Source organism: Rhodovulum tesquicola (genome assembly GCF_024128855.1).
GTDB classification, from domain to species: domain Bacteria; phylum Pseudomonadota; class Alphaproteobacteria; order Rhodobacterales; family Rhodobacteraceae; genus Rhodovulum; species Rhodovulum tesquicola.
In genome coordinates this window covers 1-349 of record NZ_JAMYDV010000071.1, presented here as the reverse complement: position 1 = coordinate 349, position 349 = coordinate 1, and the positions used below count along the sequence as shown (strand labels likewise).

The 349-nt window shown below is 64.5% G+C and carries 1 protein-coding gene; it reads right to left on the bottom strand.

Annotated elements, in window-relative coordinates:
* Positions 1 to 264, bottom strand: a 264-nt coding sequence (locus NHN26_RS17415; protein WP_253090552.1) for a transposase, incomplete at its 3' end; no start/stop codon positions are given.
* Between the last annotated feature and the right edge of the window lie 85 nt (positions 265 to 349).

Genomic DNA, 349 nt, shown 5'->3' with positions numbered 1-349 from the left:
GGAAGCCTCTGCCTGCTTCTGTTCCTCGACCTCGGCCAGCGCGGTCTCGAGCTCTTCGAAAGCCAGCTGACGTTCGTCCTCGCTCAGCTTCTCCGATTTCTTGCCATGCAGCGCCTGGTTCAGTTCGGCGATCAGATGTTCCTGCCGACGGGTGATCTCTTCGAGTTCCGGCACGCGGGCGGCACTGGCCTGCAATGCCTCGAACGCAGCCCTGTAGGCCGGTGGCAGAACGGACAGATCGAGATCGTCGAAGGTCGCGGTCATGCCCGGATCATAGCCTGCACAGACCGGACCTGCCTCCCAGATCCGGCGCTTGATTCACTCCGCCGCAGCCGGCCGCCGCGCCTCC